Source organism: Streptomyces europaeiscabiei (genome assembly GCF_001550375.1).
Classification (GTDB): Bacteria; Actinomycetota; Actinomycetes; order Streptomycetales; family Streptomycetaceae; genus Streptomyces; species Streptomyces europaeiscabiei.
On sequence record NZ_LRTR01000683.1, the window covers coordinates 1 to 25,332 of the forward strand.

Sequence of the window (25,332 nt, forward strand, 5' to 3'; positions counted from 1 at the left end):
GAGCTGGCGGCCCGGGGCGTCGGGGCCGGTGCTGGGGGCGGTCGCGGCGGCGGCGGGGGCCTGTACACCGCCGCTCGGGCCGACCATGCGGACGGTGTGGAGTGAACTCGCCGCGGACCAGGGGCTGTTGCGGCGTGCGTACAGCCTCGACGGGGTCGCGGAGGAACTGTTGTTCGTGTCGGGGCCCTTGGTCGTGGGCGGGGTGGTGCAGTTCGCCGCTCCGGCCGCAGCCGTGGTCGTGGGGGCGCTGCTGGTGGTGGCGGGGACCTACGGGTTCGTGACCTCTCCGGCGGTGGCGCGGATGCCGGGGCGTGGGCCCGCGCCGAAGGAGGGGGCCCGGGGACGGAAGCCTCGGGTGGTGGCCGGGATCGTGCCGCCCGTCGTCGCGGCCGGCGGGGTCGGGCTGTCGCTCGGCGCGCTCGACCTGCTCGTGCTGGCCTTCGCCGAGCAGCAGGGCCACGGGGACGACGTCGTGGCCTGGATCTTCGCCGCGCTGTCGGCCGGGAGCGCGGTGGGCGGCCTGCTGTACGGCGCGGTCGAGTGGCGCTCCGGAGCCCGCGTACGGCTGGCGCTGCTGACGGCGGGCCTCGGCCTCACCCTCGCCGGTGCCGGGCTCGCCCCGGACCTCGCCGTCCTCACCGGCGCCATCGTCTGCGCCGGCCTCTTCGTCGCCCCGGCCCTGACCACCGCCTACCTCGTCGCCGACGCCTCCGCCCCGCCCGCCGCCCGCACGCGGTCCGGCGCCTGGGTCAACACGGCCGTCAACGCCGGCGTCTCGGCGGGAGCGGCCACCTCGGGCCTCCTGGTGGCCCACTTCTCCCCGGCCCTCGGCTTCGCCCTCGCGGGGGGCGCGGCGCTGCTCGCGGCGACCGCCGTGGGGGCGGGGAGGATGCGGGGCCGTGCGCCGGAGCCGGCCCTGAGCGCGGTGGAGCGGGCCGGCGCACAGCGGTGAGCGGGTCCCGGACGACGCGTCCAGGCCCCTGAAAGCCCCTGAAAAGGCGGTAGGGGCACCCGGTGCCGGGTGCCCCTACCTGTGGGGGGGAGGGAAAGGCTTCGTGTCTGGCGGGGAGGAGGTCAGTCGTTCGAGCGGTCGGCGGTGAGCTTGCCGGAGTCGAGGGCGACCCTCCAGTCGCTGCCGGTGCCGTCGGCGGCGGTGGTGTCGACCTCCCAGGCCTGGTCCCTGCTCTCCTCGTCGATGTCGACGGAGGTCACCGTGCCCTTGGCGGCGGCGGCCTCGGCGGCCTCCGCGGCGGTCACGGAGCTGCCCTTCAGGGCGGTCCGGATCTGCTCGGTCTCGGCGGCGTCGTCACCGTCGTCGTCCCGGTCGGCGTGCGAGCCGAGGACCTTGCCGGTGCCGGGGTCGACCTGGACGCTGAACCACTTGCCGCCGCCTGTCAGCACGTCGACGTCCCACACCAGGTTCGTGCCCTCGTCGTCGAGGTCGGCGGAGACCGCCGTACCGGACTTGTGCTTCAGCGCCGTCCTGATCGCGTCGGCGGCCGTGACCTGACCGGCCTTCGCCTCGGCGGCGTTCTCGGCCTTGTCCTCGGCGTCCTGGTCCGTGTCGCGGGCGGCCTGGTCCTCGGCCCGGTCCTCGGCCTTGTCCTGGGCCGTGTCGTCGCTGTCGGCGGTGTCGTCGACGTCGTCGCGGTCATTGTCGTCGTTGGCCACCGACACGGTCTTCTTCGCCGGCGCCTCGTCGTCACCCGCTACCGCGATGGCGGTCGCGGTGCCGCCGCCGATCAGGGCGACGGCCGTGATGGTGGCGATGACGATGTTGCGCTTCATGGGATTCCTCCAGAATGCGACTGGCTGCAACCAGTAACGGATGGTGTCGCCGGTTGCAGGCGGCTTGTCGGCCTCGTCTGCTTTCGACGAGGACCAATCTGGCCGACCGACGCTGAAGCGGACCTGAAGCCCCCTGAAGACCGCTTCAGGTTCGGTTTGCCAAGCTGAACGCATGCGCCTGTTGATCGTGGAAGATGAGAAGCGGCTCGCGGTGTCGCTGGCCAAGGGACTGACGGCCGAGGGCTACGCCGTGGACGTCGTCCACGACGGCGTCGAGGGCCTGCACCGGGCGAGCGAGGGGTCGTACGACCTCGTGATCCTCGACATCATGCTGCCCGGCATGAACGGCTACCGCGTCTGCGGCGCCCTGCGCGCCGCCGGCCACGACGTGCCGATCCTGATGCTCACCGCCAAGGACGGCGAGTACGACGAGGCCGAGGGCCTCGACACGGGCGCCGACGACTATCTGACCAAGCCGTTCTCGTACGTCGTCCTCGTCGCCCGGGTGAAGGCGCTGCTGCGGCGGCGCGGTCCGTCGGGTGGTGCCTCGCCCGTGCACGAGGTCGGCGACCTCAAGCTCGACACCGCCGCCCGGCGCGTGTTCCTCGCCGAGGACGAGATCACCCTCACCACCAAGGAGTTCTCCGTCCTGGAACAGCTCGTGCTGAGAGCCGGTGAGGTCGTGTCCAAGGCCGACATCCTGGAGCACGTCTGGGACTTCGCCTACGACGGCGACCCGAACATCGTCGAGGTCTACATCAGCAACCTGCGCCGCAAGCTCGGCGCCACGCTCATCAAGACCGTCCGCGGAGCCGGATACAGAATGGAGGTCCGCCCGTGAAGCGCCGTCTCGGCTCGGTGAGGGCCCGCGCCACCCTCGCCGCGACCGTCGTCGTCGCCGTCGCCCTGGTCGCCGCGGGCGCCGCCGTCCTGCTCTCGCTGCGGTTCAGCCTCACCGACAAGGCGGACGCGGAGGCCGACTCCGTGGCCCGCAACGCCGCCTCGGCGCTGGCGAACGGGTTCGCCTACGACGAGCTGAGGCTGCCGGACGGCGACGAGAACCCCGTCGAGGTCCTGGACCGCGACGAGAAGCCCGTCGCGGTCGGCGAGGACGTCGAGGGCATGAACGTGACCGCCGTCTCCTCGGACCGGCTGAACTCCGAGACCAACGACGACGCCGACGACCGGGCGGAGGGGGACCGGGACGCGGAGGACGACGGCACGCTCGATGCCCGCGAGGTCGCCGACGAGACGTGGTACGGCGAGGGCACCGCGACCGTCGAGGGGGTGACGGCGGACTACCGGTTCGCCGCGGTCGACGTGGTCACGCCCGCCGGTGTGTCGCTCACCGTCTACGCGGGCGCCCCGCTCTCCACCGAGGAGGACGCCGTCGGCACCGCGTTGACGACGATGCTCATCGGGCTGCCGCTGCTGCTGCTGACGGTCAGCGGGGTGACGTACGTCGTCACCGGGCGGGCGCTGCGCCCCGTCGAGGGCATCCGTTCCGAGATGGCAGCCATCACGGCCTCCGAGGACCTCTCCCGGCGCGTCCCCGAGCCGGACGCGCACGACGAGATCGCCCGGCTGGCGCGTACGACGAACGAGACGCTGGCCGCGTTGGAGGCCTCGGTGGAGCGGCAGCGCGCGTTCGTCGCGGACGCCTCGCACGAGCTGCGCAGCCCGATCGCGTCGCTGCGCACCCAGCTCGAAGTGGGCGCTGCGCACCCTGAGTTGCTGGACCTGGAGGGGGCCGTCGCGGACACCGTACGACTGCAGAGCCTGGCCGCCGACCTGTTGCTGCTCGCGCGCCTGGACGCGGGGGAGCGGCCGCCGCCGGACGCGCGGTTCGACCTGGCGAAGGTCGTACGGGACGAGGTGGCGTCCCGGGAGGGCGTGACCCTGGACGGCGTCGAGTCCGTGGAGCTGCGCGGCTCGCGCAACCAGATCTGCCGTGTCCTCGGCAACCTCCTGGACAACGCCCGCCGCCACGCCCACGACCGGGTCGCCGTCACCCTGCGCACCACCGCGGACCGGGCGGTCCTCCAGGTGGCCGACGACGGCTCCGGCGTCCCCCGGGCCGACCGCGAACGCATCTTCGAACGCTTCGTCCGGCTGGATGAATCCCGGGCGAGGGACGACGGCGGCGCGGGCCTGGGCCTCGCCATCGCCAGGGACATCGCCGTCCGTCACGGAGGCACTCTGACGGTGGAGGACGCCCCCGGCGGAGGTGCGCTCTTCGAACTACGGCTGCCCATGTGAGGGGCGCGGGGAACTGCGCGACCAGCCACGGTCGACCCGCGGCCACAAGAGGCCCTGCAGTCCCCCGGCGCTCGGACGGTCAATCCGAGCGGAGCGCTACGGCTTGCCCCGATGACTCCGGAGGTGATCCCCGATCGGCACCAGCGACTTGTGGAGCTCCTCCAGCGCCTCCTCCGGCAGCAGATCGATGAAGTGCCGCCGCACGGAGGCGACATGATGCGGCGCCACCCGCTGCATGGTCTCCAAGCCGTGCTCCGTCAGCACGGCGAACAGCCCGCGCCGGTCGGACTCGCAGTTCTCCCGGCGCACCAGGTCCGCGTTCTCCATACGTGTGACCTGGTGCGAGAGGCGGCTCTTGGACTGGAGAGTGGCGGCGGCGAGGTCGCTCATCCGCATCCGTCGGCCCTCCGACTCGGAGAGGTTCACCAGGATCTCGTAGTCGTTCATTGTCAGGCCGAACGGCTGCAGGTCCCTTTCCAGCTGGTGTGTCAGCAGCCTGTTGACGTCCAGATGGGTGCGCCAGGCGCACTGCTCCGCATCGGTCAGCCAGCGCGTGGCCGTTTCGGTCTCCATGAATGAAGTCTACCTAAAATGTTGAAAGGCGAACTAGTGAGGGTTCGGTACTGCCGGTCGTACGGACAGGTCGGGCCTTACGGGTCGGGGCATGACAGCGCGCACACGTTCGATGTCACACTCCGCAGACTACCGCTCACAGCCCGAAGCGACGCTGGAGGTCGCCCAGCTGTCCGGGAAGGCGCGGTGCCCCCGCCGGCTGTCCGTGCTGACCGGGGACCCCACCGCCGCCGGGCACGCCCGGCTCGTGCGGAACCATGCCCGTGGCCTGCTCGGCCATGAGGGTCTCGGACGACTGGAGCAGGACCGTGCCCGCCCCGACGAACTCGAACTGGTGCTCCTCGCCGGATGCGCCACCGACCCCCGTCATCGCACGTAGGCCGCCCATGAGGCCCGCCATGTAACCGTGGTCGTAGTGGTGGCACGGCGAGGGGCAGTCGGCCCACCCGACCAATGCCTGCGGGTCGACCCGGATGGGGGGTTCCATGAACACCACCGGGCCGTTGGAGGCCGCCACGAACTTGCCCGTTCCGATCAGGGTCAGGAAGCCCGGAACGATCGACTGCTTGAGTGCCAGACTTGGCTGAAAAGCGAGGAGGTTGCCCGAGCGAATGGTCAGGTTGCCGTCCTCGAGGTCGTACGAATTGACGTCGAAGGCCCGGTCGGCGAGGAGCATCTTGCCCGACCCCTCCGCCACGACCCAGTCGCTCGCGTGCAGAGGCGAATGGAACGACGTACGGACAAGACCGCCGAAACGGCCGTGCCCGATGCCGTTGAACTCCATCTGGCCGTAGTAGGCGATCATCTTGCCCTTCTGCAGGAACCACTGGCTCCCCTTGAGCTCCACGCAGAAGGTGTAGTTGTTGACGTTGTCGTCGGACGGCAGCGTCATCGGGTCGTGGACGGTCGGGCCGGCGCCCGGAGCCCCGTACATGCTCACAGCTTCTCCTCCGAGGCCTGGACGTACACCGCACCACTGCCGCTCAGCTCCAGCTGGAACGCCTCGCCGGAGCCCCGGCCCACCATGTCGCGCCAGCCGAGCGCGGTGGACAGCTTGTTGCGTACGTCGCCGTGGTGCGCCACGTACGCCTGTGGGTCCACGTGGACCGGACGCTGGGGGGTGATCGGGACCTCGATGACCCCGCCGTGCGCCATGACCGCGACGGCCCCGTGCCCCTTGAGGGTGGTGGTGAACAGGCCCTGGCCCGTCACCTGGCCCCGGACCATGCCCATGACGCCGCCCTGCGAGCCCATGAACATCGTGCCCTGCTGGAGGGTGCCGTCGAAGGCGAGCAGGCGGTCGGCCTCGACGTAGAGGGTCTCGCCGGTCAGGGTGATCACCTGGATGTGGTGGCCGCCGTGCCCGAACAGCACCGTGCCGCTGCCCTCGACGGTCATCAGCGGGGTCGCCTCGCCCGCCACCCGGCGGCCGATCATCGACGCGATACCGCCCTGACCGCCCTGCATGTTGGGGGTGAAGGACACCTCGCCCTTGTAGGCGAGCATCGCGCCGCGCTGGCTGAACAGCCGCTGGCCCGGCATCACGGTCGCCTCGATCATCTTCGAGTTGATCTCACGGAAGGCCATGTCACACGTCTCCCGCCACCGTGTTGCGCTCGCTGGGCTGGACGTAGACGAGCCCGTCGCCCTCGAAGCGGATCTGGAAGGCCTCGCCGCCGCCCTCGCCCATGAACGTGCGGAACGTCACACCGGACTGGAAGGACTGCTGGAGGTCGCCCTGGTGCGCGATGTACGCCCCCGGGTCCACCGTCAGCGGGTACTGGCGGCTCACCCGCAGCACCACCGCCGGGCCGTCGGACATGATCGCCGCCTGGCCGTGGCCCTCGATGGTCGTGGTGAACAGGCCGTTGCCCTGCGAGGCGCCGCGCAGCCCGGTGAAGCTCGTGCCCGTGCGCAGTCCGGAGTCCGTCGCGAGCAGATTGCTCGACTCCACGTACAGCTTGTCCCCCTGAAGATTCACGAGGTTGATCTCGGATGCCCGGTCCGCGAACCAGCAGGTCCCTTGCCCGGTCACCTCCATCAACGTCATCTGTTCACCCGTGAGGCGCCGCGTCACCATCCCGCGCAGACCCTCACCGCCGCCGCTCAGCTTCTTGAACGACATCTGACCGTCGTAGGCGACCATCGAACCGTTCTTCGCCTTGACGGCGTCCCCGGTCATGTCGACGGCCAGCACTTTGCTGCCTTGAAGTCGGAACATTGCCACGGGGTGACGGTAACCGGCCAAAGGGGGGACAGGACAGGCCCTTGAGGGGGATCTCGACCCTGAAGGGACCCCTAGGGCCATCGGGAGGCTGACGGATGCCAGAATGGACGTCGCTTGTGCTTCCGTTCACAAGGCTCGCCGAGCGACGCGACGACTCACCCCCGACCTCACCGAAGGTGACCCGTGGACACAAAGACCGCCTCCGCCCTCCGCCGCCTGCGCCTCGTCTCCGGCCCCGAGGCCGTCTCCTTCCTGCTGCTGCTCGTCTGCTCGGTGCTCAAGCGCACCACGGAGTTCAACGCGGTGCCGGTGATGGGCTGGGTCCACGCCGTCCTCTTCCTCCTGTACCTGGTCTTCTGGGCCGACGCCTGGAACCGCACGAAGTGGTCCCTGAAGACCGCCGCGCTCTACTTCGCCCTCTCCGTCCTGCCCACCGGCGGTTTCTTCGCCGACCGCAAGCTCCGCCGCGAGGCCGAGGACGCGGTCGGCGCGGCGTTCGCGTCCCGCGCCCGCGACGAGAGCGAAGGGGCCGTGAAAGCGTGATCGTCGCCTTCTCCGTGACGCCGCTCGGCGTCGGCGAGGACGTGGGGGAGTACGTCGCCGACGCCGTACGGGTCGTCCGTGCGTCGGGCCTGCCGAACAGGACCGACGCCATGTTCACCTCGATCGAAGGGGAGTGGGACGAGGTGATGGACGTCATACGGCGAGCCGTCGCCGCTGTCGAGGAGCGCGCACCCCGTGTCTCCCTCGTCCTCAAGGCCGACATCCGGCCCGGCGTGACGGACGGCCTCACGTCGAAGGTGGAGAGGGTGGAGCGCCACCTGTCCGCGTAACCCGTAGGTCGTACCGCCACTTGGTGAACCCCGGTCCTTCTGGGCCGGGGTTTTCTCGTGGCTCACTGTTTGAGCGATCGCTCAAATCGGTGTACGGTCTTGTCCAGTCGCTTGAGCAGTCGCTCAAAAAACTCGCTGAACTGGGGGAACGCGGATGGGGCTCTACGTAGAGGCACGCATACGGGCCGACCTCGACGAGGTGTGGGCGCGCACCCAGGACCCGGCCTCCCATCAGCGCTGGGACCTCCGCTTCACCGAGATCGACCACCTCCCGCGCGCGGAGGGCGAACCGCAGCGCTTCCGGTACGCCACCCGCGTGCTCCCCGGCCTGACGGTCGCCGGGACGGGGATCTCGGCCGGGGAGAAGGAGCGGCCGGACGGCACCCGGACCTCGGCGCTGCGTTTCGCCTCGCCGCACCCGCTCTCCCTGATCGCCCAGGGCGGCGGCTACTGGCGTTACGTACCGGACGGCGAGGAGGTCCGCTTCCTCACCGGCTACGACTACCGCCCCCGATGGGGCCGTCCCGGCGCGATCGCCGACCGGCTGCTGTTCCGCCCGCTCATGGGCTGGGCCACCGCCTGGTCCTTCGACCGCCTCCGTCTGTGGCTGGAGCGGGACATCACCCCCGAACGGGCCCTGCGCCGCTGGCTCGCCGAGGCGGCCGTACGCGCGCTGACGATCGTGGTCGCCTGCGCCGGACTGGCGTACGGGGCTCTGGCGGACCCGGCGGGCCCATGGGCGCCGTCGGCGATGTTCGCCACGCCGGTGGCGGCCATGTCGGCGGCCCTGGCCGCCCTGATCGTGCCGCCCCTGCCCGGTACCCCGTCCGCCCGCCGCTGTCTGCGGACCGCGCCCGCACGCGCGCGTGCTCCCCGTCTGCTCGCGACCCTGAAGGGATAGCCGGCCATGGATGCGACGACCCCGACGGCCTCTTCTCCGACGACCGCTCCGGCCTCGATCTTCCGTACGGTCATGGGGGCGGACTTCGACCGGCTCCACCCCGAACTGCGCCGTCGCTTCTCGGTCGGCCTGGCGAGCGGCGAGGCCTGCACCGGCCGGGGTGTGATGGACCGTGTCTGGCACGGGCGGGGCTTGGTGAAGCCGTTCCTCGCGCTCGGCGGCACCCGCAACATCCTCGTCCCGTGCGAGGGGCGGAACGTCCCCTTCACCATCGAGAACGTGCCGTACGTCGACGGACACGGCCGTGAGACGGTGACCTTCGTGCGTACCTTCGACCTGCCAGGCCGGGCCCGCCGGTTCGACGCCCAGATGGTGCTGGGCCCCAAGGGCGACCGCGTCCTCGATTACCTCGGCACCCACCAACACCTCGCCAGCGACCTGCACTTCAGCGCGGAAGCCGACGGGTCGCTGCTGATCCGCTCCGGCGAGCACCGCTTCCGGGAGGGGCCGGTCGACGTCCGCGTCCCCGAACTCGTCGGCGGTGAGGCGGAGGTGCGGGAGCGGTTCGACGAGCGGACGGGACGTCTCCGCATCCGGGTGCGGGTGGCGAACCGGTACTTCGGGCCGCTCTTCGGCTACGAGGGCTCCTTCGCCGCGACCTACGACGACGTCCGGGTGCGCGGGGTCCGGCCCGGTCTGCGGCCGGTCCGCGAGGAGGCGCGGGCGTGAGCGAGGCGACCAGGGCGAAGCTGCTGGAGGGCGCGCTGCGGACGCTCGTCGAGCAGGGGATCGCCAAGACGTCCGCGCGCACGATCGCCGCGACCGCCGGGGTGAACCAGGCGCTCGTCTTCTACCACTTCGGCTCCGTGGACGAACTCCTGGCGGCGGCGTGCCGGTTCGGGGCGGAGCGGCGCGTCGCCCGCCACCGGGAGCGGCTGGCGACGATCGGTTCCCTCGCGGAGCTGCTGGCCTTCGGGCGGGAGATGCACGAGGAGGAGCGCGCGGAGGGGCATGTGGCCGTTCTGGGGCAGCTCCTCGCGGGAGCGCAGACCCAGCCCAGGCTGGCGCCGGCGACCGCGGCGGGCCTGGATCTGTGGATCGCGGAGGTCGAGGGGGTGCTGCGGCGGGTCCTGGCGACCTCGCCGCTCGGGGAGTTCGCCGATGCGGGAGGGCTGGCCCGGGCCGTCGCCGCGTCCTTCGTGGGGCTGGAGCTGTACGAGGGGGTCGATCCGGAGGGGGCGGGTGCGGCGCTCGCCGCGCTCGAACAGCTGGCGGCGCTCGCGGCGGCGCTCGACAGCCTCGGGCCGGTGGCCCAGCGGGCGGTCCGTCACCACCTCCGGAAGACTGCCGGCCGCTGAGTCCTCCAGGTGCCTTTCTCGCCCCCGCCGCCCTACCCCTTCCGATCCCAGGGGCGCTGCCTCTTCGACCCCGTTCAGGTGTATCGGTTGTCCGCGGGTGGTTGGGGGGCTGGTCGTGCGGTTCCCCGCGCCCCTCGTAAAGCAGGGGCTGCGCCCCGTGCTTCTCGTACCGAGAAGTCCTCATCCACCCGATCGGCCTAATTAGTTGGACTCGCCACGCAATTGGGCCTTTCGTGTGGTTATCGGCTCGTTCGATCACTGGAGGGCGCCGTGCGGTCGGAGGTGTACGACTACGACAGCCACAGCAGACTCGCCGGGCCGCTCACGGAGCCCGCGGGATCGGCGTACCAGGTGGAATACCGCAGGCTTCTGTCGAAGGAGCCGCATCGAATACGGGCCGTGCTGCTGATGACGCTGGCGCCGCTGCTGACCGGCGCCCTGCTCGTCTATCTGGTCTGGCCCACGCACTGGGTGGAGCGTGAGGGAGGCGACACGTGGCTCGTGGGGCTCGACCTCGCGATGCTGACAGCCATCGGCCTGATCGAGCTGTTCATGGTCGTCAACGTCGTGTCGATCGCGCACGCGACGATGGTCGCGCGCGATCCCGTACCGGTCGTCCCCGAAGCCGGTACGCGCGTCGCCTTCCTGACCACCTACGTCCCGGGCAAGGAACCCCTCGCCATGGTGCGGGCCACCCTGGAGGGCGCCACCCGGCTCCGGCACAGTGGCCACCTCGACGTCTGGCTGCTCGACGAGGGCGACGACGACCGGGCCAGGGCCCTGTGCGAAGAGCTCGGCGTCCGGCACTTCACCCGCGACGGCGTCCCCGAGTGGAACCGCTCGAAGGGCGTCCACAAGGCCCGTACCAAGCACGGCAACTACAACGCGTGGATCGCCCGGCACGGCGAGGAGTACGAGTTCTTCGCCTCGGTCGACACCGATCACGTGCCGCTCCCCGAGTTCCTGGAGCGGATGCTGGGCTATTTCCGCGACCCGGACGTCGCCTTCGTCGTCGGACCGCAGGTGTACGGGAACTACGTCACCCCGGTCACCAAGGCGGCCGAATCCCAGCAGTTCCTCTTCCACGCCCTCATCCAGCGCGCCGGCAACCGCTACCGCGCCCCCATGTTCGTCGGCACCAACAACGTCGTACGCCTCGCGGCCCTGCGGCAGATCGGCGGGCTGTACGACTCCATCACCGAGGACATGGCCACCGGGTTCGAACTGCACCGGCACAGGAACCCGGCGACGCGAGCGCACTGGCGGTCCGTGTACACGCCCGACGTGCTCGCGGTGGGGGAGGGCCCGGCGTCCTGGACGGACTTCTTCGCCCAGCAGATGCGCTGGTCGCGCGGGACGTACGAGACGCTGTTCAAGCAGTACTGGAAGGCGCCCTTCACGATGCCGTGGGGGCGCCTCTTCTCGTACACGCTGATGCTCGTCTACTACCCGATGACGGCCCTCAACTGGCTGCTGGGCATCGTCAGTTGCGTGCTGTTCCTGTGGTTCGGGGCGTCCGGGACCGAGGTCGCCGCCTCCGTCTGGCTGATGCTGTACAGCGACGCGGCCGCCCTCCAGGTGGGGCTGTACCTGTGGAACCGCAGGCACAACGTCTCGCCGCACGAACCGCAGGGGTCGGGCGGGCTCGCCGGGATGGCGATGTCGGCGCTCTCCGCACCCATCTACCTGAAGTCGCTGAGTGCCGCCGTGCTCCGGCTGCCCTGCCGGTTCGTCGTCACGCCGAAGGGCGGCGACGCGAGCCCCGACCGGCTGCTGACGTTCCGGATCCATCTGTTCTGGGCGGCCGTGCTCGCGTCGTCGCTGACCGCGTCGTTCTTCCTCGGCCACACCCATGTGGCCATGCGCACCTGGGCCCTCCTGGCCATGGCGATCTCGCTCGCGCCCGTCGGAGTGTGGGCCGTCACCCGGCTCGCCGACCGCGAGGAACCCGCAGTCGCCACCCCGTCGGCCCCCGCGCTCGCCACCCCGCCCGCCCTCGCGCCCGCCCCCTCCGGCGCCACACCCGCCCCCTCCGTCTCCGGCACCACGACAGGAGGCGACTAGGCCATGGCCCACCAGCCTCCGGGGAAGACCAGGAAGTACCTGCTCGGGGTCGGCGCCGTCGCGCTGCTCGCCGGTCTCAATGCCCCGGCCGCCATCGGGTTCGCGCAGGAGCGGTACCACGAGTGGAAGATCGCCCAGCCCGGCTACCGGGCCGAGTACGGCTCCTGGACGCAGGTCGACATCCCGAAGCGGTTCCGCACGAACGCCATCCACGCGGCCCTGCTGCACACCGGCAAGGTGCTGATCGTCGCCGGGTCGGGCAACGAGCAGAGGAAGTTCGACAAGGGGTCCTTCGACACCGTCCTGTGGGACCCGGCGCGGAACACCTACAAGAAGATCCCCACCCCCGTCGACTTCTTCTGCGCCGGACACGCCCAGCTCCCCGACGGCAGGCTCCTGGTGGCCGGCGGCACCGCCCGCTACGAGCTGCTGGACGGCGAGGTCGAGCGGGCCGGCGGCGGCATGCGGGTCAAGAACGAGAACCCCGACAAGGCGGTCGTCCTGAAGAAGGGGACCCGTTTCCGCTCACCCACCGGCATCGAGTACGTCAGCCGCTTCGACGTCACCGTGCCCAAGGCCAGGCGCAGCTTCGACGTCACCTACGACGCGGCCGGCGCCATGCGGCCCTGGAAGACCGAGGTCGTCGCGAGCGAGGCCCGGGTCTTCGTCGAGGCCGTGGACGAGGGCGCGCAGTCCGTCATGCCCCGGCGGGCCCAGTACGAGATCCTCGGGCTCAAGGGTGAGGACGCGGCCAACACGTACGGCCTCTCCGAGAAGATCACCCTGGACAAGCAGGACTTCCAGGGGATCAGGGCGGCGTACGAGTTCGACCCGAAGGCCGAGAGGTACGTGCCGGTCGCCCCGATGCGGAAGGCCCGCTGGTACCCGACGCTCGTGGGACTGGCGGACGGGCGGGTGCTCGCCGTCTCCGGCCTCGACGACGTGGGCGTCGTCGACCCCGGCGACAACGAGATCTACGACCCGAGGACCAGGAAGTGGAAGCCCGGCCCGAAGCGGTACTTCCCCACCTACCCCGCCCTCTTCCTCACCCGGGGCGGCAAGCTCTTCTACCCGGCCTCGAACGCCGGCTACGGGCCCGACGACCTCGGCCGCGAACCCGGCCTCTGGGACCTGAGGACCAACAGGTTCCAGAAGGTGAAGGGCCTCACGGACCCCGACCGGACCGAGACCTCGGCGTCCGTGCTGCTGCCGCCCGCCCAGGACCAGAAGGTGATGATCCTCGGCGGCGGAGGCGTCGGCGAGTCCAGGAAGGCGACCTCGCGCACCGCCGTCATCGACCTGAAGAAGGACAACCCCGCCTTCGAGGACGGCCCCGACCTCCCCCGGGGCACCCGCTATCTGAACAGCGTGCTCATGCCCGACGACACCGTCTTCACCTCCAACGGCTCCGCCGACTACCGGGGCCGCGGCGCCAGCAACATCCTCACGGCGCAGTTCTACGACCCGGAGTCCAACTCCTTCCGGGGCGCCGCCGCCCCCAGGGTCGGCCGCAACTACCACTCGGAGGCCCTGCTCCTGCCCGACGGCCGCGTCGCCACCTTCGGCTCCGACCCGCTCTACGACGACCGGCGGAACACCAAGCTGGGCCACTTCGAGCAGCGCATGGAGATCTACACGCCGCCGCTGCTCCACAAGTACGGCAGGAAGCGGCCCGTCCTCGGCGACGGTCCCCAGGAGGTCGACGCCAAGGGCCGCGCGACCTTCGCCACCGCCCACCCCGAACGGGTCGCCGACGCCCGCCTGATGCGCCCCAGCGCCGTCACCCACAGCACGGACGTCGAACAGCGGTCCATAGCCCTGGAGGTGACGAGGACCCGCGACTCGGTCACCGTCGACGTGCCGTCGGACCGGACCCTGGTCCCGCCCGGCTGGTACATGCTCTTCGTGACGGACGGGGAGGGGACGCCGTCGAAGGCCAAGTGGATCCAGGTCAAGTGACGCTTCGGGCGGTGCGAAAGTGTGGGTCTGTCCGTACTTGTTCCATGGGTCGGCGGAGCGGTCCGGCCGGGGCGCCGGCCGGAAGCGGCGGCGCGGGCTCCGGGGCGTACCGAAAAGCGAGACGGGGCTGACCAGCATGTGACCGGCCGGTAAGGTCGATGCCGTGCCGAAGCCGCTCAGCCTCTCCTTCGATCCCATCTCGCGCGCCGACGAGCACTGGAAGCAGCGCTGGGGAAACGTCCCGTCCATGGCCGCGATCACCTCGATCATGCGCGCCCAGCAGATCCTGCTGGCGGAGGTCGACGCGGTGGTCAAGCCGTACGGGCTGACGTTCGCGCGCTATGAGGCCCTCGTGCTGCTCACCTTCTCCCAGAAGGGCGAGCTGCCGATGTCCAAGATCGGCGAGCGGCTCATGGTGCACCCCACGTCCGTGACGAACACCGTCGACCGCCTGGTGAAGTCCGGCCTCGTCGACAAGCGCCCCAACCCCAACGACGGCCGCGGCACCCTCGCCTCCATCACCGACAAGGGCCGCGAGGTCTGCGACGCAGCCACCCGCGACCTCATGTCCATGGACTTCGGCCTCGGCGCCTACGACGCCGAGGAATGCGCGGAGATCTTCGCGATGCTCAGGCCGCTGCGGGTGGCGGCGGGGGACTTCGAGGAGAGCTGAGGGCGGCCGTGGGCAGGGCCGGCGCAGGCCGGCGCCACGGGGAGCACGGCGCATCGGAACCTTCGACCACGACGTGCGGGGACTCGGTGTGCGGGTCCCCGTCGGCTGCTTCCCGACCATCGACTTCGCCTACGCGGACCTGGGCAACCGGACGTGAGGGCGCGTCTGTCGCGGTCGGTTCCGGGCTCGTCCGGGTCAGGCCGCGGCGGGGCTCGGGGCCGATTCCTTGATGATCAGCGGCTCGACCTCGCGGCTCACCCTGCGTTCGACGAAGAAGGCGGCCGTGGGGACGGTGCCGGCGAGCAGCACCCAGGCGAGGCGGCCCAGCGGCATCTTCGCCTTGCTGCCGAGGTCGAAGGCGAAGACCAGGTACAGCACGTACAGCCAGCCGTGCGCGAAGCCGACCACCGTGACGAAGCTGTCGAAGCCGTCCATGTCCAGCAGGCGCTTCCCGATCACGCCCGCCGTCAGCAGGATCAGCAGTACGGCGGTGACGTAGGCCAACACCCGGTAGCGGGTCAAGACGCTCTTCTTCATGGCGTCGAGCGTAACGGGTGCTTTTCGGCGTCTCGCGGGCGCGTCGGCCCTGCGTCGGTCGTCGTTTAGTAGGACGTCCTAGTAAATTGGGGTCATGGACGCTGACGCCATCGAAGAGGGACGCCGACGCTGGCAGGATCGGTACGACTCGGCCCGGAAGCGGGTGGGGGACTTCACCACGCTCTCCGGGGATGGGGTGGAACCTGTGTACGGGCCCCGGGCCGGGGACGTGTACGAGGGGTTCGAGCGGATCGGGTGGCCGGGGGAGTATCCGTTCACGCGGGGGCTGTATCCGACGGGGTACCGGGGGCGGACCTGGACGATCCGGCAGTTCGCGGGGTTCGGGAACGCGGAGCAGACGAACGAGCGGTACAAGACGATCCTCGCCAACGGGGGCGGGGGGCTGTCCGTCGCGTTCGACATGCCGACGCTCATGGGGCGGGACTCGGATGATCCGCGATCGCTCGGTGAGGTCGGGCACTGCGGGGTGGCGATCGACTCCGCCGCCGACATGGAGCTGCTGTTCCAGGGGATTCCGCTGGGGGACGTCACCACGTCCATGACGATCAGCGGGCCCGCCGTTCCTGTCTTCTGCATGTATCTCGTCGCCGCCGAGCGGCAGGGTGTCGATCCCGGTGTGCTCAACGGCACGCTCCAGACCGACATCTTCAAGGAGTACATCGCGCAGAAGGAGTGGCTCTTCCAGCCCGAGCCGCATCTCCGCCTGATCGGTGACCTCATGGAGCACTGCGCGGCCGAGATCCCCGCCTACAAGCCGCTGTCCGTCTCCGGCTACCACATCCGCGAGGCCGGGGCCACGGCCTCGCAGGAGCTGGCGTACACGCTCGCGGACGGGTTCGGGTACGTGGAACTGGGGCTCAGCCGTGGGCTGGACGTGGATGTGTTCGCGCCGGGGCTGTCCTTCTTCTTCGACGCGCACCTCGATTTCTTCGAGGAGATCGCCAAGTTCCGTGCGGCCAGGAGGATCTGGGCGCGGTGGATGCGCGACGTGTACGGGGCGCGGACCGACAGGGCGCAGTGGATGCGGTTCCACACGCAGACCGCCGGAGTGTCACTGACCGCGCAGCAGCCGTACAACAACGTGGTGCGTACGGCGGTGGAGGCGCTGTCGGCGGTCCTCGGCGGGACCAACTCCCTGCACACCAACGCCCTCGACGAGACGCTGGCGCTCCCCAGTGAGCAGGCCGCCGAGATCGCGCTCAGGACCCAGCAGGTGCTGATGGAGGAGACCGGGGTCGCGGGCGTGGCCGATCCGCTGGGTGGTTCGTGGTATGTCGAGCAGTTGACGGACCGGATCGAGGCCGACGCGGAGCGGATCTTCGAGCAGATCAGGGAGCGGGGGCTGCGGGCGCATCCGGACGGGCTGCATCCGATCGGGCCGATGACGTCCGGGATCCTGCGGGGGATCGAGGACGGGTGGTTCACCGGGGAGATCGCGGAGTCGGCGTTCCGGTACCAGCAGGCCCTGGAGAAGGGCGAGAAGCGGGTCGTCGGAGTCAACGTCCACCACGGGTCAGTGACCGGGGATCTGGAGATCCTGCGGGTCAGTCACGAGGTGGAGCGGGAGCAGGTGCGGACGCTGGGAGGGCGGAGGGCGGGGCGGGACGACGCCTCCGTGCGTGCCGCTCTCGGCGCGATGCTCGCCGCCGCACGGGACGGGGGCAACATGATCGGGCCGATGCTCGACGCGGTGCGGGCCGAGGCGACGTTGGGGGAGATCTGTGGGGTGCTGCGGGAGGAGTGGGGGGTCTATACGGAGCCGGCGGGGTTCTAGTGGGGTTCCGGGTGCCGCTGTCCCCGCCGGGGCGGCGCGGGGATTCTCGCCCCCGCCGCCCCTGCTCGTCCCATCCTCGGGGGCTGTGCCCCTTCCACCCCCGTCAAAGATTCGGGGCTCTGCCCCGGACCCCGTTCGCGCAGTTCCCCGCGCCCCTTATGGGGGCGGCTGCGCCTGCCCCCTTATGCCTTGCAGCAGCAGAGTCGTGAAGTCCCGTACCCACTGTTCGTCGGCGGAGCCCGCGCTGACCAGGGTGCGGTGGACCACGGCGCCGGCCACGACGTCGAAGATGAGGTCGACGGTGCGGGAGGCGGTGACGGGGTCGGACTCCGGGGGGAGTTCGCCGCGGGTCTGGGCGCGGGCCCGGCCCTCCAGGACCAGGCGTTTCTGGCGGTCGACGATGGACGTGCGGATGCGTTCGCGCAGGGCGTCGTCGCGGGTCGACTCGGCGATGACCGCCATCAGACCGCTCCTGGCCTCCGGGAGGGCGAGGATCGCCGCGAACTGGAGCACCACGCCTTCGATGTCGGCCGCCAGGCTGCCCCGGTCGGGCAGGCGGAGTTCGTCGAAGAGTTCCGCGACCGCGTCCACGACGAGTTCGTTCTTGCCGGCCCAGCGGCGGTAGAGGGTCGTTTTCGCGACACCGGCCCGCGCGGCCACGTCACCCAGCGTCAGTTTCGACCAGCCCAGGTCGACCAGAGCCTCCCTGGTCGCCGCCAGGATCGCGGCGTCCGCGGCGGCGCTGCGCGGGCGGCCGCCCGCGGCGCGGGAGGCGGGGGTGCGGCTCTGCATCCGCCGACCATATCCGGCCGTTCCCGAACTTCCCCGCGGAGTCGTGAGACAGATCACTGCGGAGTGGGTACTGAGGGGTACAGGAGAGTCTCCGGGACAGTTACGCTACGACTCGTAGCGAAATCCTGGGGCGGATACCTGGCTCTCGGAACGCTTTTCACGCGCGCGCTCGGAAGGGGGAGGATGTACTCATGCAGCCACGGAACATGTCCATGAGCGGAGTCGTCGACCTCGCCGCGGTGAAGGCGGCCCAAGAGGCCAAGGCGAAGGCGGAGCAGGCGCGTGCCGAATCGGCCCGGCAGGGCGGGGGAGGGGCGGTCTCCCCGGCCGACCTCGTCATCGATGTCGATGAGGCCGGGTTCGAGAGCGAGGTCCTGCAGCGGTCCACCGAAGTGCCCGTCGTCATCGACTTCTGGGCCGAGTGGTGCCAGCCCTGCAAGCAGCTCAGCCCGGTGCTGGAGCGGCTCGCCGTCGAGTACGACGGCAAGTTCGTCCTCGCCAAGATCGATGTCGACGCCAACCAGATGTTGATGCAGCAGTTCGGGATCCAGGGGATTCCGGCTGTGTTCGCCGTTGTCGCCGGGCAGGCGCTGCCCCTCTTCCAGGGAGCCGCCCCCGAGCAGCAGATCCGCTCGACCCTCGACCAGCTCGTGCAGGTCGCCGAGGAGCGCTTCGGTCTCACCGGCCTCGTGGTGGACCCGGACGCCGAGGCCGTCGACCCGGTCGAGGAGGCCCCGCAGATCCCGGCGGGCCCGTACGACCACCTCCTCGAAGCCGCCGTGCACGCCCTGGACGCGGGCGACTTCGGCGGTGCGGTGCAGGCGTACAAGAACGTGCTGAGTGACGACCCCGGAAACACCGAGGCCGGACTGGGCCTCGCGCAGGCCGAGTTGCTGCAGCGTGTGCAGGGGGCGGACCCGCAGGACGTGCGCAAGGCGGCCGCCGAGAACCCGGGCGACGCACAGGCGCAGATCGCGGCCGCGGACCTCGACCTCGTCGGCGGTCATGTCGAGGACGCGTTCGGTCGACTCATCGACACGGTGCGGCTCACGGCGGGGGACGACCGCGACGCCGTACGGCGGCGGCTGCTGGAACTCTTCGAGGTGGTCGGCGGCGACGATCCGCGGGTGGCCGCGGCGCGGCGCGCGCTGGCGCGGGCGCTGTTCTGACCCGCACGTGAACCATTGCCTCGGCTGAGTGTCGGCTGTGGTGGGTAGGGCCCCGGGGGGCCGGGACCGCTCCGGTCCCGGAGTACCGGGACGTGTGTTGCGCGAGTGAGAGATTTGGCGACACAGCGACACCGCGGCCGCGTTTTACCAAATCTTGGTAAACGCGGCCGCTGTTACTGGCAGTAAGAGAAAGTCGTCGATCTGTCGGACTCTGTCCATCTGTCTGCCGATGTGTCGCCTCACTCGGCGCCACCCAGGGTCGCTGGTCGATGCCGATGGGTCGTTGTTCGGTTATCCGTCCGTTACTAGCCAGTAACGACCCCCCTTGCGGGGGCGGCGAGAATGCACCACGATCGGCGACGCTCGGTCCTGTCCCGTATCCCGCCAACCAGTCGGGTCAACGGATTCTGGGTCCCCACCGAGTAGAGCGGGCGACAGTGGCGCCTGTCTCTTGGGCAGGGGGGTCTCCGTCAACGGCGGAGCCTGTCCAGCAGGTTGTGCGTGATGCGTGTCAGGCGCGACCAGTGGTTGTCGCTCGGGGGTGATCGCCGGTGATTCGGGCGCTTTTGCGCCACCGAGTGCGGGCGCTCTCCTTCCCGAGGACGTAGCACTTCTCCCATCCCTGCCCGGCTGAGCCGTCGCCCAGGTGGCGAGCCGGTGCCAGGAGATGTACGTCCGAGAAGGAGGAAATATGGAGTCCCAGGTGCGTGGCGGGACCAGATGGAAGCGCTTCGCTGTGGTCATGGTGCCCAGCGTCGCCGCTACAGCAGCGATAGGTGTCGCCCTGGCTCAGGGTGCTCTCGCGGCTTCGTTCAGCGTGTCGGGCCAGTCGTTCAAGGTATCGGCTGACCGGCTCGACGGTACGGGCTTCTCGCAGTACGGAGCGCTCGACGAGGGTTACACCCTCAAGGGCGAGAAGACGGTTCACCCCGTCGCCGTTTCGGCGTTCAAGACCGCGTCGATCACCAACATGTGCCAGTCGGTCGTCACCCCGGGCGTCCCGTTCCTCGGTAGCGTCAGCCTCAAGCTGACCGCCGGTACGGGTGCCAAGAAGGTCGAGGCCGAGAACCTCTACATCGACGTCGAGGACCTCTCGGCCGATGCCACCTTCCGTGGCATCGACATCGGTGTGGCGGCCAAGGACGCCAGCAAGGGTCCGGGCATGAAGGGTGGCTCGGAGCAGGCCAACCCCTACGGGTTCGCCCAGCAGGCCGACTCGGCCACGCTGACCGACGTGAAGCAGACGGCGTGGGCCACCACTGCCGGAACCTTCAAGCTGAGCAACCTGAAGATGTCGCTCCACAAGGGCACCGTGGAGTGCTACTAGGCACTCCCTGGGCGGGTGAAGGGGCCTGTGCTTCTTCGCCCGCCCGTCCCTCTCGCCGTGCGCGCGACCGCCGCGCACGCGCACTTCGTACGTTGAATTCCGTGCGTGCGCTTCGTACGTGCCGTACGTGAACTTGTCACAGCAACACCGTTCCAGGGAGCTGTTGTCCATGAGCGCCGAGCCAACGGGGCAGAACGAAGACTATCTCCGCGTCCTCCGGCGGCGCTTCAGCGACTGGAGGGGCAGCCGTCCCTTCTGGGCGGGCCTGTTGGTCCTGCTCGGCGGCTTCCCGATCATGTACTTCCCGTACGCGGATCTGCAGATCGGCCACCTCACGCTCGCCATGGCGACGACGGGCGGTTCGGGCTCCCTCATCATCGGCGTGCTGCTGGTGGTGCTCGGGGTCAGCCTGTGGTTCCAGCGGCATGTACGTACCTTCGCCGGTACGGCGGCGATCCTCCTGGCGCTGGTGTCCATCCCCGTCTCCAACCTCGGAGGCTTCGGCTTCGGCTTCCTGCTCGCGCTGATCGGCGGTGCGCTGGCCATCGCCTGGGGCCCCGGTCACGACGAGGCGGCGGTGCCGTCCACGTACAGGACCCCGGCACAGTCCCGGGCCGCCCAGGACGCGGCCGCCCAGGCGGCGACTTCTCAGAACACGGCACAGCAAGGTGCGGTCCTCCTGCACAAGGGCGACGCCCCGGAGCCCGCGGCAGCGGGTTCGGTGAACGGGGCGGCGAACGGCGAGGGCGACGACCTGTCAGGTACCACCCACATGAACGGGACGAACGGGAGGCACAGTGCCGGCTGACGAGGTGACCCACGGGACTTCGGTGGGAGAGTCCCGTGCGAGAACCGGACCGCGGCACGCGGCACCCAGGAAGCCCCTTCTCACCCGGCTGAACATGCCGGCGGGCAAGGCGATAGCCTTGGCGGCCATGCCGACGGCGGTCCTCATGGGCATGGGCTTCACACCCACCCTGGCCCTCGCCGAGGACCCCGCGTCGAAGAGCCTCACGGCCGACGAGTACAAGGACTGCGTGGAGGCCCTGGAGGCCGCCGAGGAAGGCACGGACACCTCCGCCTCGCCGACCCCGACGCCGTCCGCCTCCGCCACGGAGAGCGCCGACTCCCCGGACGACGAGGCGAAGGACGAGGAGACGCCGTCCGACGACGACTCCTCGGGCAACTCCTCGGACGACTCCGCCTCAGACGACACGTCCTCGGACGACTCCTCCTCGTCGGATTCAGGTTCCGACGACAAGGACGCGGCCGACGACTCCACGTCGACCGACACAGCCGACAAGACCGCCACCGACACCGCGGACACGCCGTCGGACACCGCCTCGGAGAGCGAGAGCGGCGGCAACGTCCTGGAGGACATCGGCAGCGCGATCGAGGACCTGTTCACTCCGGACGACAAGGGGACGGCCGACAGCACCACGCCCTCCGGGGCCACCAGCCCGTCCCCGTCGCCCTCGGCCTCTCAGGACGCCTCCGGCTCGGACGAGGACACGGACTCCGGCAAGGACGCGCAGGGCACCGTCGACGTCACGGACAAGGTCAAGGACACCGCGAAGGACGTCACCGACAAGGCCGAGGACACGGCCGAGGACACCGACGACGCGGCGAAGGACACCGCCGACGACGCCACCGCGACGCCGACGCCGACCCCGTCCCCGAGCGAGAGCACGGACCTGGACGGCTGCTTCGTCGCCACGGACGACGAGAGCGGTGTGGAGAAGGGCATCCCGGCGCTGCCCGACGACCCCTGGTACCTCAACGCCAGCTCGTTGCTGCTGAAGGGCGCCGACTACCAGGGCGTCGTCAAGGTGAAGACCGCCGACGGCACGGTCAAGGAGGTGCTGAAGTACGTCATCTCCGACGGCACCGACATCGGCGACCTCCACCAGACGGTCGACGACAAGCAGGCCGGCGTGACCTACCACGTGCAGGCCGGCAAGGGCACGACGTCCACGATCCGCGACGGTAAGACGGTCATGTACACCGAGAGCATCTCCGGCAACCTGCTGGGCCTGATCCCGGTGACCTTCGACCCGAAGCACCCGCCGCCGCTGAACATCCCGCTGATCTACTTCACCAAGGTGAAGGTCGTCCAGGCGGGCCAGTTCGGCGGGACGCTCACCGTGCCGGGGCTGCACCAGTACACCACCGAGTGAGCACCGCCCCCACGGCCGTCTGAGCGCCGTACAGGACCCGTCCGGGAGCCGCGACACACTGAGGGCGCCCCCTGATTCCAGGGGGCGCCCTCAGTGCTGTCGTGTCGTGCCCTTGCGGGGACGGCCGCGTCAGTCGCGGGAGCCGCCGCCCAGGTGGTGCACCCGGACCATGTTCGTGGTGCCGGGGACACCGGGGGGCGAACCGGCGGTGATGACGGCGATCTCGCCCTCGTTGAAGCGGTTGAGCTTGACCATCTCCTGGTCGACCAGGTCGACCATCTCGTCGGTGCTGTTCACGAACGGCACGACGTGCGACTCGACACCCCAGCTGAGCGCCAGCTGGTTACGGGTGGACTCGTCGGTGGTGAACGCGATGATCGGCTGCGAAGCGCGGTAGCGGGACAGCCGGCGGGCGGTGTCACCGGACTGCGTGAAGGCCACCAGGGCCCGGCCGCCGAGGAAGTCGGCGATCTCGCAGGCGGCACGGGCGATCGAACCACCCTGCGTACGCGGCTTCTTGCCCGGCACCAGCGGCTGCAGACCCTTGGAGAGGAGCTCCTCCTCGGCGGCCGTGACGATCTTCGACATCGTCCGGACCGTCTCCAGCGGGTACGCGCCCACGCTGGACTCCGCCGACAGCATGACCGCGTCCGCGCCGTCCAGGATCGCGTTGGCGACGTCGGACGCCTCGGCGCGCGTGGGGCGGGAGTTGGTGATCATCGACTCCATCATCTGGGTCGCCACGATCACCGGCTTGGCGTTGCGGCGGCACAGCTCGATGAGCCGCTTCTGCACCATGGGGACCTTCTCGAGCGGGTACTCGACGGCCAGGTCGCCACGGGCGACCATCACGCCGTCGAAGGCCATCACGACGGCCTCCATGTTCTCGACGGCCTGCGGCTTCTCCACCTTGGCGATGACGGGGACCCGGCGGCCCACCTCGTCCATCACCTTGTGGACGTCCCGCACGTCCTCGGCGTCCCGCACGAAGGACAGCGCCACCAGGTCGCAGCCCATCCGCAGCGCGAACCGCAGGTCCTCCACGTCCTTCTCGGACAGCGCCGGCACGTTGACGGCCGCGCCGGGCAGGTTGATGCCCTTGTGGTCCGAGATGACACCACCCTCGATGACCTCGGTCCGCACCCGCGGGCCGTCGACCTCGATGACCTTCAGCTCGACGTTGCCGTCGTTGATGAGAACCTGGTCGCCGGGGGAGACGTCACCGGGCAGGCCCTTGTACGTCGTACCGCAGATCTGCTTGTCGCCCGGCACGTCCTCGGCGGTGATGGTGAACTCGTCACCGCGCACCAGCTCCACCGGACCCTCGGCGAAGGTCTCCAGGCGGATCTTGGGGCCCTGCAGGTCGGCGAGGACACCGATGGCCACGCCGGTCTCGGCGGAGGCGGCCCGGACCCGGTCGTAGCGGCCCTGGTGCTCGGCGTGGCTGCCGTGGCTGAAATTGAAACGGGCCACGTTCATGCCGGCCTCGATGAGGGCGACCAGTTGCTCGTGGGAGTCGACCGCGGGGCCGAGAGTACAGACGATTTTCGAACGGCGCATGGGACGATCCTATCGGTTTGTTTCGCTGCGGAATATTCCGTCTGTTGGAATAGCAAATGGGCGGCTATGCGCTCAGACGTGTTACCGGCGTGTATTACTCGGCTGCTCTTCGCTCACTCGCGTGCTCTTTGCTCATTTGTTGACCAGGGCGTACGTCTGTGTCGCGATCTCCAGCTCCTCGTCCGTCGGCACCACCGCGACCGCGACCCGCGCGCCCGCCGGTGAGATCAGCCGCGGCTCACCGCTGCGTACGGCGTTCAGCTCGTCGTCGACCGCGAGGCCCAGCCCCTCCAGGCCGGCCACGGCGGCCTCCCGCACGGGCGCCGCGTTCTCCCCGACCCCGGCGGTGAACGCCACCGCGTCGACCCGGCCGAGCACCGCGCAGTAGGCGCCGATGTACTTCTTCAGCCGGTGAATGTAGATGTCGAAGGCCAGCTTCGCCCGTTCGTCGCCCTCGTCGATCCGCCGGCGTATTTCCCGCATGTCGTTGTCGCCGCACAGCCCGATCAGACCGCTCTTCTTGTTGAGGAGAGTGTCGATCTCGTCCGTGGACATTCCGCCAACGCGCATCAAATGAAAGATGACGGCCGGGTCCATGTCTCCGGACCGCGTACCCATCACGAGCCCCTCCAAGGGCGTGAGTCCCATGGAGGTGTCCACACACCGCCCGCCCTCGACCGCCGAGGCGGACGCCCCGTTGCCGAGGTGCAGGACGATGACGTTCACCTCGGACGGGTCCTTGCCCAGCAGTTCGGCCGTCGCCCGCGAGACATAGGCGTGCGAGGTGCCGTGGAAGCCGTAGCGCCGAATGCGGTGCGCGTCGGCGGTCTCGACGTCGATCGCGTAGCGGGCGGCGGACTCCGGCATCGTCGTGTGGAACGCGGTGTCGAAGACGGCGACCTGGGGGAGGTCGGGCCGCAGTGCGCGGGCCGTGCGGATGCCGGTGAGGTTGGCCGGGTTGTGCAGCGGCGCCACCGGGATCAGTCGCTCGATCTCGGCGAGCACGGTGTCGTCGACGACGGTCGGGTGCGTGAAGGTCAGCCCGCCGTGCACGACACGGTGCCCGATGGCGGCCAGCTCGGGGGAGTCGAGGCCGAGCCCGTCCGCGGCCAGCTCCTCGGCGACGGCCTTCAGGGCCGCCTCGTGGTCCGCGATCGGCCCGGTGCGCTCGCGGGAGGCGCCGCCGTCGGTGAGCGGGGTGTGCTTCAGCCGGGAGTTCTCCTCGCCGATCCGCTCGACCAGCCCCACGGCCAGCCGACTGCTGTCCCGCATGTCGAGCAGCTGGTACTTCACCGAGGAGGAACCGGAGTTGAGGACGAGGACGCGGGTGGCGGTCACGG

Annotated in this window: 25 protein-coding genes; 16 read left to right on the top strand and 9 right to left on the bottom strand. The window is 70.1% G+C overall.

Annotated elements, in window-relative coordinates:
* Positions 1–94 precede the first annotated feature (94 nt).
* On the top strand, positions 95–952 hold the full coding sequence (locus AWZ10_RS33410; protein WP_425264521.1) for an MFS transporter: 858 nt from the start codon (positions 95–97) through the stop codon (positions 950–952).
* Positions 953–1,074: 122 nt separating this feature from the next.
* Here AWZ10_RS33410 and AWZ10_RS33415 read toward each other — a convergent pair whose 3' ends face one another.
* Complete coding sequence (locus AWZ10_RS33415; protein ID WP_046708942.1) at positions 1,075–1,788, bottom strand: PepSY domain-containing protein; 714 nt, start codon at positions 1,786–1,788, stop codon at positions 1,075–1,077.
* 172 nt (positions 1,789–1,960) lie between these two features.
* Between AWZ10_RS33415 and AWZ10_RS33420 the strand changes: the two genes are divergently transcribed.
* Together AWZ10_RS33420 and AWZ10_RS33425 are read left to right on the top strand one after the other, a co-directional pair.
* Positions 1,961–2,629, top strand: a complete 669-nt coding sequence (locus AWZ10_RS33420) for a response regulator transcription factor (RefSeq protein WP_060892886.1) — start codon at positions 1,961–1,963, stop codon at positions 2,627–2,629.
* Positions 2,626–4,047: a sensor histidine kinase gene (locus AWZ10_RS33425; RefSeq protein WP_046708944.1), complete on the top strand. Its 1,422-nt coding sequence runs from the start codon at positions 2,626–2,628 to the stop codon at positions 4,045–4,047. Before AWZ10_RS33420 ends, AWZ10_RS33425 begins: the two co-directional genes overlap by 4 nt.
* 96 nt (positions 4,048–4,143) lie before the next feature.
* Here AWZ10_RS33425 and AWZ10_RS33430 read toward each other — a convergent pair whose 3' ends face one another.
* From AWZ10_RS33430 to AWZ10_RS33445, 4 genes are all read right to left on the bottom strand, one after another.
* Positions 4,144–4,620, bottom strand: coding sequence for a MarR family winged helix-turn-helix transcriptional regulator (locus AWZ10_RS33430; RefSeq protein WP_046708945.1), 477 nt, complete (start codon positions 4,618–4,620; stop codon positions 4,144–4,146).
* Positions 4,621–4,756: 136 nt separating this feature from the next.
* Positions 4,757–5,554, bottom strand: coding sequence for an AIM24 family protein (locus tag AWZ10_RS33435; protein WP_037695463.1), 798 nt, complete (start codon positions 5,552–5,554; stop codon positions 4,757–4,759).
* Between the two features lie 2 nt (positions 5,555–5,556).
* A complete protein-coding gene (locus AWZ10_RS33440; RefSeq protein WP_046708946.1) occupies positions 5,557–6,207 on the bottom strand; it encodes an AIM24 family protein in 651 nt (216 codons plus the stop codon).
* A gap of 1 nt (position 6,208) precedes the next feature.
* The gene (locus tag AWZ10_RS33445; protein WP_046708947.1) at positions 6,209–6,841 is read right to left on the bottom strand and encodes an AIM24 family protein; all 633 of its coding nucleotides are present in this window, start codon (positions 6,839–6,841) and stop codon (positions 6,209–6,211) included.
* 189 nt (positions 6,842–7,030) lie between these two features.
* Here AWZ10_RS33445 and AWZ10_RS33450 point away from each other — a divergent pair, with 189 nt between their 5' ends.
* The 8 genes from AWZ10_RS33450 to AWZ10_RS33485 all read left to right on the top strand — a co-directional run bounded on the left by AWZ10_RS33450 (position 7,031) and on the right by AWZ10_RS33485 (position 14,635).
* Positions 7,031–7,390, top strand: coding sequence for a DUF3817 domain-containing protein (locus tag AWZ10_RS33450; protein WP_046708948.1), 360 nt, complete (start codon positions 7,031–7,033; stop codon positions 7,388–7,390).
* Positions 7,387–7,680, top strand: a complete 294-nt coding sequence (locus tag AWZ10_RS33455; protein ID WP_037695470.1) for an MTH1187 family thiamine-binding protein — start codon at positions 7,387–7,389, stop codon at positions 7,678–7,680. The genes AWZ10_RS33450 and AWZ10_RS33455 overlap by 4 nt, the downstream gene beginning before the upstream one ends.
* A gap of 154 nt (positions 7,681–7,834) precedes the next feature.
* Positions 7,835–8,581, top strand: coding sequence for a membrane protein YndG (locus tag AWZ10_RS33460; protein ID WP_046708949.1), 747 nt, complete (start codon positions 7,835–7,837; stop codon positions 8,579–8,581).
* A 6-nt stretch (positions 8,582–8,587) separates the two neighbouring features.
* Positions 8,588–9,310, top strand: coding sequence for a DUF4166 domain-containing protein (locus AWZ10_RS33465; protein WP_060892887.1), 723 nt, complete (start codon positions 8,588–8,590; stop codon positions 9,308–9,310).
* Positions 9,307–9,939 (top strand): TetR/AcrR family transcriptional regulator, encoded by a 633-nt coding sequence (locus AWZ10_RS33470; RefSeq protein ID WP_046708951.1) that lies wholly within the window; start codon positions 9,307–9,309, stop codon positions 9,937–9,939. Before AWZ10_RS33465 ends, AWZ10_RS33470 begins: the two co-directional genes overlap by 4 nt.
* Before the next feature lie 270 nt (positions 9,940–10,209).
* Positions 10,210–12,003 (top strand): glycosyltransferase family 2 protein, encoded by a 1,794-nt coding sequence (locus AWZ10_RS33475; protein ID WP_060892888.1) that lies wholly within the window; start codon positions 10,210–10,212, stop codon positions 12,001–12,003.
* A 3-nt stretch (positions 12,004–12,006) separates the two neighbouring features.
* Positions 12,007–13,962, top strand: a complete 1,956-nt coding sequence (gene glxA, locus AWZ10_RS33480; RefSeq protein WP_046706344.1) for a radical copper oxidase GlxA — start codon at positions 12,007–12,009, stop codon at positions 13,960–13,962.
* A 163-nt stretch (positions 13,963–14,125) separates the two neighbouring features.
* Positions 14,126–14,635, top strand: coding sequence for a MarR family winged helix-turn-helix transcriptional regulator (locus AWZ10_RS33485; RefSeq protein WP_037695482.1), 510 nt, complete (start codon positions 14,126–14,128; stop codon positions 14,633–14,635).
* 195 nt (positions 14,636–14,830) lie between these two features.
* Here AWZ10_RS33485 and AWZ10_RS33490 read toward each other — a convergent pair whose 3' ends face one another.
* On the bottom strand, positions 14,831–15,172 hold the full coding sequence (locus AWZ10_RS33490) for a DUF3817 domain-containing protein (protein ID WP_046706343.1): 342 nt from the start codon (positions 15,170–15,172) through the stop codon (positions 14,831–14,833).
* 94 nt (positions 15,173–15,266) lie between these two features.
* Between AWZ10_RS33490 and icmA the strand changes: the two genes are divergently transcribed.
* Positions 15,267–16,967, top strand: coding sequence for a coenzyme B12-dependent isobutyryl-CoA mutase large subunit (gene icmA, locus AWZ10_RS33495; protein ID WP_046706342.1), 1,701 nt, complete (start codon positions 15,267–15,269; stop codon positions 16,965–16,967).
* A gap of 156 nt (positions 16,968–17,123) precedes the next feature.
* Here icmA and AWZ10_RS33500 read toward each other — a convergent pair whose 3' ends face one another.
* Complete coding sequence (locus tag AWZ10_RS33500; RefSeq protein WP_046708626.1) at positions 17,124–17,759, bottom strand: TetR/AcrR family transcriptional regulator; 636 nt, start codon at positions 17,757–17,759, stop codon at positions 17,124–17,126.
* A 191-nt stretch (positions 17,760–17,950) separates the two neighbouring features.
* Between AWZ10_RS33500 and AWZ10_RS33505 the strand changes: the two genes are divergently transcribed.
* From AWZ10_RS33505 to AWZ10_RS33520, 4 genes are all read left to right on the top strand, one after another.
* Complete coding sequence (locus AWZ10_RS33505; RefSeq protein WP_046708625.1) at positions 17,951–18,928, top strand: tetratricopeptide repeat protein; 978 nt, start codon at positions 17,951–17,953, stop codon at positions 18,926–18,928.
* Between the two features lie 691 nt (positions 18,929–19,619).
* On the top strand, positions 19,620–20,255 hold the full coding sequence (locus AWZ10_RS33510) for a DUF6230 family protein (protein WP_046708624.1): 636 nt from the start codon (positions 19,620–19,622) through the stop codon (positions 20,253–20,255).
* A 169-nt stretch (positions 20,256–20,424) separates the two neighbouring features.
* Entirely contained in the window at positions 20,425–21,063 is a 639-nt protein-coding gene (locus AWZ10_RS33515; protein ID WP_046708623.1) for a DUF6114 domain-containing protein, read from the top strand.
* On the top strand, positions 21,053–22,432 hold the full coding sequence (locus tag AWZ10_RS33520; RefSeq protein ID WP_179201182.1) for a hypothetical protein: 1,380 nt from the start codon (positions 21,053–21,055) through the stop codon (positions 22,430–22,432). Before AWZ10_RS33515 ends, AWZ10_RS33520 begins: the two co-directional genes overlap by 11 nt.
* 129 nt (positions 22,433–22,561) lie before the next feature.
* Here AWZ10_RS33520 and pyk read toward each other — a convergent pair whose 3' ends face one another.
* Entirely contained in the window at positions 22,562–23,992 is a 1,431-nt protein-coding gene (gene pyk / locus AWZ10_RS33525) for a pyruvate kinase (protein WP_046708621.1), read from the bottom strand.
* A gap of 132 nt (positions 23,993–24,124) precedes the next feature.
* Positions 24,125–25,330: an acetate kinase gene (locus AWZ10_RS33530; RefSeq protein ID WP_046708628.1), complete on the bottom strand. Its 1,206-nt coding sequence runs from the start codon at positions 25,328–25,330 to the stop codon at positions 24,125–24,127.
* Between the last annotated feature and the right edge of the window lie 2 nt (positions 25,331–25,332).

Excerpts from the sequence above, each read along its gene's own strand:
- AWZ10_RS33415 (WP_046708942.1), bottom strand. The coding sequence starts at position 1,788 with ATGAAGCGCAACATCGTCATCGCCACCATCACGGCCGTCGCCCTGATC.
- AWZ10_RS33420 (WP_060892886.1), top strand. The coding sequence starts at position 1,961 with ATGCGCCTGTTGATCGTGGAAGATGAGAAGCGGCTCGCGGTGTCGCTG.
- AWZ10_RS33430 (WP_046708945.1), bottom strand. The coding sequence starts at position 4,620 with ATGGAGACCGAAACGGCCACGCGCTGGCTGACCGATGCGGAGCAGTGC.
- AWZ10_RS33435 (WP_037695463.1), bottom strand. The coding sequence starts at position 5,554 with ATGTACGGGGCTCCGGGCGCCGGCCCGACCGTCCACGACCCGATGACG.
- AWZ10_RS33440 (WP_046708946.1), bottom strand. The coding sequence starts at position 6,207 with ATGGCCTTCCGTGAGATCAACTCGAAGATGATCGAGGCGACCGTGATG.
- AWZ10_RS33445 (WP_046708947.1), bottom strand. The coding sequence starts at position 6,841 with ATGTTCCGACTTCAAGGCAGCAAAGTGCTGGCCGTCGACATGACCGGG.
- AWZ10_RS33460 (WP_046708949.1), top strand. The coding sequence starts at position 7,835 with ATGGGGCTCTACGTAGAGGCACGCATACGGGCCGACCTCGACGAGGTG.
- AWZ10_RS33465 (WP_060892887.1), top strand. The coding sequence starts at position 8,588 with ATGGATGCGACGACCCCGACGGCCTCTTCTCCGACGACCGCTCCGGCC.
- glxA (WP_046706344.1), top strand. The coding sequence starts at position 12,007 with ATGGCCCACCAGCCTCCGGGGAAGACCAGGAAGTACCTGCTCGGGGTC.
- AWZ10_RS33490 (WP_046706343.1), bottom strand. The coding sequence starts at position 15,172 with ATGAAGAAGAGCGTCTTGACCCGCTACCGGGTGTTGGCCTACGTCACC.
- icmA (WP_046706342.1), top strand. The coding sequence starts at position 15,267 with ATGGACGCTGACGCCATCGAAGAGGGACGCCGACGCTGGCAGGATCGG.
- AWZ10_RS33500 (WP_046708626.1), bottom strand. The coding sequence starts at position 17,759 with ATGCAGAGCCGCACCCCCGCCTCCCGCGCCGCGGGCGGCCGCCCGCGC.
- AWZ10_RS33505 (WP_046708625.1), top strand. The coding sequence starts at position 17,951 with ATGCAGCCACGGAACATGTCCATGAGCGGAGTCGTCGACCTCGCCGCG.
- AWZ10_RS33510 (WP_046708624.1), top strand. The coding sequence starts at position 19,620 with ATGGAGTCCCAGGTGCGTGGCGGGACCAGATGGAAGCGCTTCGCTGTG.
- AWZ10_RS33515 (WP_046708623.1), top strand. The coding sequence starts at position 20,425 with ATGAGCGCCGAGCCAACGGGGCAGAACGAAGACTATCTCCGCGTCCTC.
- pyk (WP_046708621.1), bottom strand. The coding sequence starts at position 23,992 with ATGCGCCGTTCGAAAATCGTCTGTACTCTCGGCCCCGCGGTCGACTCC.